3 protein-coding genes and 1 pseudogene are annotated in these 7,093 nt (G+C 45.7%); 3 read left to right on the forward strand and 1 reads right to left on the reverse strand.

Annotation, left to right across the window (positions count from 1 at the left end; genetic code table 11):
- Window positions 1-186 precede the first annotated feature (186 nt).
- Complete coding sequence (locus tag JGK22_RS31915) at window positions 187-1,632, reverse strand: ATP-binding protein (RefSeq protein WP_293199302.1); 1,446 nt, start codon at window positions 1,630-1,632, stop codon at window positions 187-189.
- A gap of 268 nt (window positions 1,633-1,900) precedes the next feature.
- Here JGK22_RS31915 and JGK22_RS31920 point away from each other — a divergent pair, with 268 nt between their 5' ends.
- The 3 genes and pseudogenes from JGK22_RS31920 to JGK22_RS31930 all read left to right on the forward strand — a co-directional run.
- The gene (locus tag JGK22_RS31920) at window positions 1,901-3,121 is read left to right on the forward strand and encodes a transposase (protein ID WP_325315978.1); all 1,221 of its coding nucleotides are present in this window, start codon (window positions 1,901-1,903) and stop codon (window positions 3,119-3,121) included.
- 139 nt (window positions 3,122-3,260) lie between these two features.
- Window positions 3,261-6,299: a GAF domain-containing protein gene (locus tag JGK22_RS31925; RefSeq protein ID WP_293314466.1), complete on the forward strand. Its 3,039-nt coding sequence runs from the start codon at window positions 3,261-3,263 to the stop codon at window positions 6,297-6,299.
- 494 nt (window positions 6,300-6,793) lie between these two features.
- Window positions 6,794-7,093: pseudogene (locus tag JGK22_RS31930) on the forward strand (IS1 family transposase); the annotation flags it as partial.

Consider the following 7,093-nt stretch of genomic DNA (forward strand, 5'->3'; position numbering starts at 1 on the left):
CCGCATCTGTAATCCAATGGCACGGGGGCAAAAACAAATTGAACTACGGGCAAATAGTCTCGCGCCGCCACAATTTGCTCAAAAAGCTACCCAAATAGTCAAGGATGGGTAGCTTTGTCCATAAATTAAGTTACAGTTCCTAACCCATTATCTGAGCCTAAACACCGACATATTTGCAATCGAAACTTACGTCGGTAAAACGATCGTAAACTCACTACCTTTACCCAACTTCGATCGCACCGAGATACTCCCACCCATCCCTTCTACCAACGTTTTGACGATCGCCAAACCCAATCCATGTCCGTCACTAGCTACTTGAATCCCAGCCTGTGGCAAGCGAGTTCGCGCTTCATCTACCCGATAAAAACGTTCAAAAATCCGACTTTGATCCTGAAGCGGAATCCCCACCCCCCGATCGCGTACCCGAATCATTGCCTGTCCGTCAAAACGATCGATACTCAAGATAATCGGTTGCTCTGCTGCTGAATACTTCACCGCATTATCGATTAAATTGATTAATACCTGTTGAAGCCTGTCTCGATCGGCAATTGCTTCGATACTGGCTGTCGCCTCGACACGGATCGTTCGATCGCTATATTTCTCCGTCATATGGGCGATTTCTGCTACCACATCATTGAGTGACAAACGTTCGAGATGGTAGTGTGCATATCCACTATCGGCTCGCGCTAAGTTCAACAAATCCTGAAGCAGTTGCACCGTGCGCTCGGCTTCTGATGCCGCTGTAGAGAGGGCTTCTTGCTGGTAATCGTTTAAATTGGTACTGCGGCGGAGGACGCTTTGCAAATAACCCACTACCACCGTTAACGGTGTGCGTAACTCATGGGAGACATTGCCGACGAACTGACGCTGATTTTCCCAAGCATCCGCCAGCCGTGCCAGCATCATATTAAAAGTTTGAGCCAATTCCTTGACTTCACTCGGAGCCTGAGTGAGTTGCAACTGGGCTTTGTTCAAATCTGCTGCCGAAATCGCCCCAGCAATCTGGCTTATTTCTTGCAACGGTTGAAGCGATTGGCGAATGCGCAAGGCGATCGCAAAGATGGTGGCGATGGTTGCCAAACAGCAGACGGCAGCTAGCCCCTGGATGGCGGCAATGAGTTGGTTTTGTTCTGATGTGACATCCTGTGCCATATAGACCTTGCCCAGGGGATTGTTCCGCGCTGTGACTGCCCCCCGATACAAAATTAGATAGCGATCGCCCACTGGGTACACCTGGGGTTTGAGCGGCATATCGGCGATCGACATCACTTCATCGCTCACTTGACTCGATTGCGCCAGAAGCTGCTTACCATCGGTACTTTTGACCCAAATTGCCAATCCGGGCACCGAGACATTATCGATCGTTTTTTGCAGCCCCGTGGCAACTGGCAACATCTCGCTATAGAGTTCGACATCGCGGGGAAACCGAGTAGCAATATACTCCACTTGCTGAGTATGTGTGGTAATCAAAAGCTGCTGCATTTTCCAGCTCGTCCACACCGCGACGCTGCTCAAGCCCAGAATTGACAGCAGCGAGATTTCTACGGTGAGCCGAAATTGCAACGATGCCGGATCGAAATGTTGCTGCTTGATTTTCTGGAGCTTCGCTCTAAATCTATCGATCGGTTGCATTGGAAAACCTTGTGGTGCAGTATTTTCAACCGAAATTGAGTGTCACTATTCTTATTTTATCATTATTGCGCTGACATCCTAGCCATAAATGATTTTGATCTAAACATTAGCTGAGAAATTCAAGAAATTATCCTACCAATTACTTATCATTTTCTCATGAGAAACTCTGTTTACCAGAAAAATGGGTTTAAAGCCCCGTCCTTTGAGGACGGCTTTACAAAGTGTCTTGACGGATTGTAAAAGGAATGTATAATGCAGCAAGGAGGTGATGCAACTGTTTAATCTGGCGTATGAGTTTAAGCTAAAACCAACAACGTCACAAGTTCCCATCTTTGACGATTGGTTGGAGCAATGTCGCCGTGTCTACAACTATGCTTTGAGAGAGCGTAAAGACTGGTACAAATCTCGCAGTTGTCGGATTGACGCTTGTTCCCTTCACTCGGAATACATTATTCCAGCGGATACACCCAGACCGACCTATTCAAGCCAATGTAAAGCGCTAACTGCGTATCGAAAAAGCAGCCACCAACTAAAGCAAGTTCAATCGCAGGTGCTGCAACAAACTTTACGTCTCTTAGAAAAAGCGTTTGTCAGTATGTGGGAACAAGGACACGGATTTCCCCGCTATAAAAAAGTCGGGGCTATGCGTTCCTTCGTGTTCCCGCAGATGGGTGTTGGGGCGATTGAAAACTCAACGGTAAAATTGCCTGTTATAGGCAGTGTTAAATTTCGTCAATCTCGCCCCATTCCAAGCGGTGCAACAGTCAAACAAGCTAGAATCGTCAGACGAGCTTCTGGCTGGTTTGTAATGCTAACCTTGCAATGGGATGTCAGTGTACCGCAGGCAATGCCCCACGGTTCATTCCTTGGAATTGATGTCGGAATTCTTCACTTTCTAGCAACTTCTAGCGGGAAAACCTACCCAAATCCACGACCTTTTCAGACGCTCCAACGCAAGCTTAAATTGCTGCAACAGCGAGTATCAAGAAAAGTAAAAGGGTCAAAAAACCGAAAAAAAGCGCAAGTAAAAGTGAGTAATCTGCATGAAAAAATTGCGAGTATCCGCAAGGATTATTATTGGAAGTTAGCTCATGAGTTGTGCGACAGTGCAGGTTCAATGTTTGTTGAGAATTTAAACTTGGTAGGATTGGCTCGCGGTATTCTCGGCAAACATTGTTTAGATGCGGGATGGGGGCAGTTCTTCCAGATTCTTGAACAATGCTGCTTGAAGCGCGGGGTATTTTTTCTCAAGGTAGATGCTAGAAAAACCAGCCAGATTTGCCCGAATTGCCTCACAGAAACCGACAAGAAAGAACTGTCCGAGCGAGTTCATTCATGCGGACATTGCGGATATCAAACAGATAGAGATGTCGCAGCAGCACAAGTAGTCTTAATTAGAGGACTTGCAGCCGTAGGACATACGGTCAAGATGCTTTCCGAGGGTAAAGCGGTTGCGCTCCCGGTGACGAAAGAATCCCCGTCCTTATAGGACGGGGAGTGTCAATGGGTGTATTTTTGAGTCAGGTAGGCATTAAACGGCAAGCCAATTGTCGGCAACGAGTCGGTGCTGTCGATCTCGAACAATCGATCGAATCCAAAATGGGATTCAAAGGAATTTAGCAAGCACCATGATTGACTTTCCTGGCTACCAAGCGATTGAGAAATTCTACGAAAGCTCTAGATCGGTGCTGTACCGAGCGCGACGCTGTACGGATCTCGTGCCTGTCATCCTCAAAATATCGAATCGAGAATCTCAGTCACCCCAAGAGATCGATCGATTCCAGTTGGAATACGATATTTTGCGAAGCTTAAATATTCAAGGTGTAGTTACAGCTTACGCTCTAGAAACTTATCCAGAAAATTCTGTCATCGTCCTCGAAGATTTCGGTGGAAAATCTCTTCCAATGTGGCTGGTCGAGCGAACATTTAACCTAGTAGGATTTCTGAATTTAGCAATTAGGCTAACATCAATCTTAGGAGAAATTCATCAGCACAACATCATCCACAAGGATATTAATCCATCTAATATCGTCTTCAATCCCACCACGGGACAGGTGAAGATAGTTGATTTTGGACTCGCTACCATACTATCGCCAGAAAATCCCCTAGTTCGCGATCCCAATTTGCTCGAAGGCACTCTTGCGTATATTTCCCCAGAGCAGACAGGGCGAATGAATCGATCGATCGATTATCGAACTGACTTCTATTCATTAGGTGTGACATTTTATGAATTATTAAGCTATCGACTGCCATTTGAAACGACGGATGCGTTAGAACTCGTCCACTGTCATCTTGCCAGAGAGCCACTCCCACTCCATCAAATCGATCCAGCAATTCCCCTGCCACTGTCCGATTTAGTGATGAAGTTGATGGCAAAAAATGCCGTAGATCGCTATCAAACTACCGATGCTATTTTGGTGGATTTGCAAGCGTGTGTGGATCGAATCGATCGAACTAGCAGTATAGCAGAAAAAGTTACCGAACTCGACAAAACCTCAACTATTACTAAGAATCACCTTGCTTCTACCAGTAACACTACCGGATCGGCAGCACTCGATCTAGCAGCACTAATGAAAGCATCTCAAGCACTTGCTGGCGAAATTGTGCTAGATAAATTGTTAGCAAAATTGATGACAATCGCGATCGAAAACTCTGGCGCACAGCGCGGCTGTTTGCTCTTGCAAAGTAATGGCGAACTAGAAATTGCCGCAATTGTCGAACCCCAAAATGTATCGATTTTACCAGCGATTCTCCTCGATAGTGAAGCTGGTAAAAATTTAGTTTCGCTGGCGATAGTCAATTATGTTGCAAGCACTCAGGAAAGCATCGTCCTCAATCGAGCCGTAACAGACTCTAGATTCGATCGAGATGCCTATATTCGCGCTCGTCAGCCGAAATCAATCCTTTGTACCCCACTGATTTACCAGGGTAAACGTGCGGGTATTCTATATCTAGAAAATAATTTAACGACAGATATTTTTACCCCCCAACGATTAGAAGTTATCCAGTTTCTGTCTACTCAAGCAGCAATTTCTCTCGATAATGCCCAACTCTATAACCAACTAGAATTGCGCGTACAGCAACGCACGATCGAATTGACACAAACGAACGACAGACTTCAATCCGAAATCTTAGAACGCCAAAAATCCGAGCAAATCCTCAGATCGATCGTTGAAGGTACCGTTTCCGCAACTGGTGTAGACTTCTTTCGATCGCTTGTCCGTTCCCTCGCCCAAGCTCTCGATGTCCGCTATGCCTTTATCAGCGAGTGTATGGATGCGCCACCTACTCGCGTGCGGAGTTTTGCCTTTTGGCAGGGAAATGAATTTGGCAACGAGTTCGAGTACGATCTGCACGGTACGCCCTGCGAGCGGATTATTGGTAGTAATAGCTATCAGTGTTTCCCCGCCCAGATCCAGAGCTTATTTCCTGAAGAAAAGGATGAATTGGAGGCAATGGAAGCACAGAGTTATGCTGGCATTCCATTATTGACTTCGATGGGCGATCTGTTGGGACATTTGGCGGTACTAGATGACAAGGAGATGGAATCTAACGAGCGCACGCAGGCAATTCTAGAGATTTTTGCAGCACGGGCGGCAGCGGAGATGGAACGTCTGCAAGTAGAAGATGCCCTGCGAGTTTCGGAAACCAAGTTCTCGACAGCGTTTCGCTCCTCTCCAGATGCGATCGCCATTAGCACCCTCAACGATGGTTGCTACATCGAAATCAATGATAGTTGCTTGCGGATGCTGGGATATCACCGCGAGGAAATGCTCGGACGCAGTACCCTGGAACTGGGGGTGTGGGCAAATCCAGCCGATCGAATCGCGATCGCCCAACAGTTGCAGCAACAAGGTACCGTCAGCAATCTAGAGATCTCGTTTCGCCGTAAATCGGGGGAGATTTTCCCGACGTTGTTTTCTGCCGAGGCGATCTACTTGGAGGACGAACCATGCTTATTAGCGGTAGCGGCTGATATTACTCTACTTAAACAAGCCGAAAAAGCGTTAGCTAGACTAGCCGAAATTGGCGAACTAGCCGCCACGATCGTCCATGAGGTACGAAATCCTCTCACTACGATTTTGATGGGCTTAAATGCCTTTAAAAAACTCCAACTCTCCGAGCGATTTCAAGAGTATCTAGCTCTCTCATTAGACGAAGCCGATCGACTGCAACGCTTATTGAGCCAGATTTTACTCTATTCCAAACCCCAGACACTCGATCGATCTCGACTGGAACTAAATAGCTTCATCTTAGAAACGTTAAGTACCTTACAAACTATCCCTGCGGCTTTGGGAAAACAGCTTGAATTTATCCCGATCGAACCGATTTATGTGTTGGTCGATCGAGATAAATTCAAGCAAGTAATCATTAATTTGATCGTTAATGCCTGCGAAGCAATAGATATCGGCGATGTTATTACCACTAAGCTCGATCGAACCGAACATCACCGCGTTTGTCTGCAAATTCATAATGGTACGCCAATTCCTGCCGATATTTTGCCACGATTGACACAGCCTTTTTTTACAACCAAAGCCAGTGGCACGGGATTGGGTTTGGCGATCGTCAAACGGATTGTGGAAGCTCACGATGGGGAGTTTAGGATTGAGTCGGGGGAGGAAATTGGATCGATCGTCACAGTGAAATTGCCAACTATGTTGTCTTAGAAATACCTCGAATACTATAGAACCCATTTGAGATCTTTGCTGGCGATCGGAGATCGTCAGCTAGAGACGTTTACACGGTTACAGTGACACTCCAGCCAAAGAAGATCGATCTTAATTTTATCTAACGGTTCGGTTCAGCGGCAACCAACTAACTTGAACGATAGACAAAAAAGTTTCGCTCGCCGCTGCAACCGAATTGTTATACAGATTTACCAGCATTTAATTCAAGTACAACCATCGCTATAACTTCCTAGCAGTTATACTGTAAGTCATTGGTATTTTAAATTTTTCCTGGGCGATGAGGTTTGGAAAAGCATTCCAATATTCATCTGAGTGTTCGCCAAGATACTCTATCATCAAACCCGCCTTCACGGTAGTGCCCTGAAGGAAAGGATCAGAGTAAGTTATAATTAGAAATAAGTGTTTGCCATTGCATGATCTGACATTAAAAATTCATTGTTGCCCTAATTGTGGTTCAGAAGAAGTTAGTCGAAATGGTCAAACTCGGCATCATAAACTTTCATTATAAATGCCGAGAATGTGGTCGTCAATTTGTTTTAAATCCAGCAGGTCAGCCTATTACAGAAGAACAAAAAGAATTAATGTCACGGATGCTACTTGAACGTATTTCTCAGGCAGGAATTGCTCGGGTACTTCAAGTGTCAGAAGATACAGTGCAGCGATACGTTAATAGCCAAGCGGCTGCTGTTAAGAAGCAAGTGGAAGTGACTCCCAAAGAAAAAAAGCGCTTGAATGTTCAGATGGATGAGTTATGGTCATTCGTTGATAGTAAA

The sequence above is a fragment of the Microcoleus sp. PH2017_08_TRC_O_A genome, from assembly GCF_020738665.1.
In the GTDB taxonomy this organism is placed as follows: Bacteria; Cyanobacteriota; Cyanobacteriia; order Cyanobacteriales; family Microcoleaceae; genus Microcoleus.

Bases quoted from the DNA above. Each gene is read 5' to 3' on its own strand.
- JGK22_RS31915 (WP_293199302.1), bottom strand. From the start codon at position 1,632: ATGCAACCGATCGATAGATTTAGAGCGAAGCTCCAGAAAATCAAGCAG.
- JGK22_RS31920 (WP_325315978.1), top strand. From the start codon at position 1,901: ATGCAACTGTTTAATCTGGCGTATGAGTTTAAGCTAAAACCAACAACG.
- JGK22_RS31925 (WP_293314466.1), top strand. From the start codon at position 3,261: ATGATTGACTTTCCTGGCTACCAAGCGATTGAGAAATTCTACGAAAGC.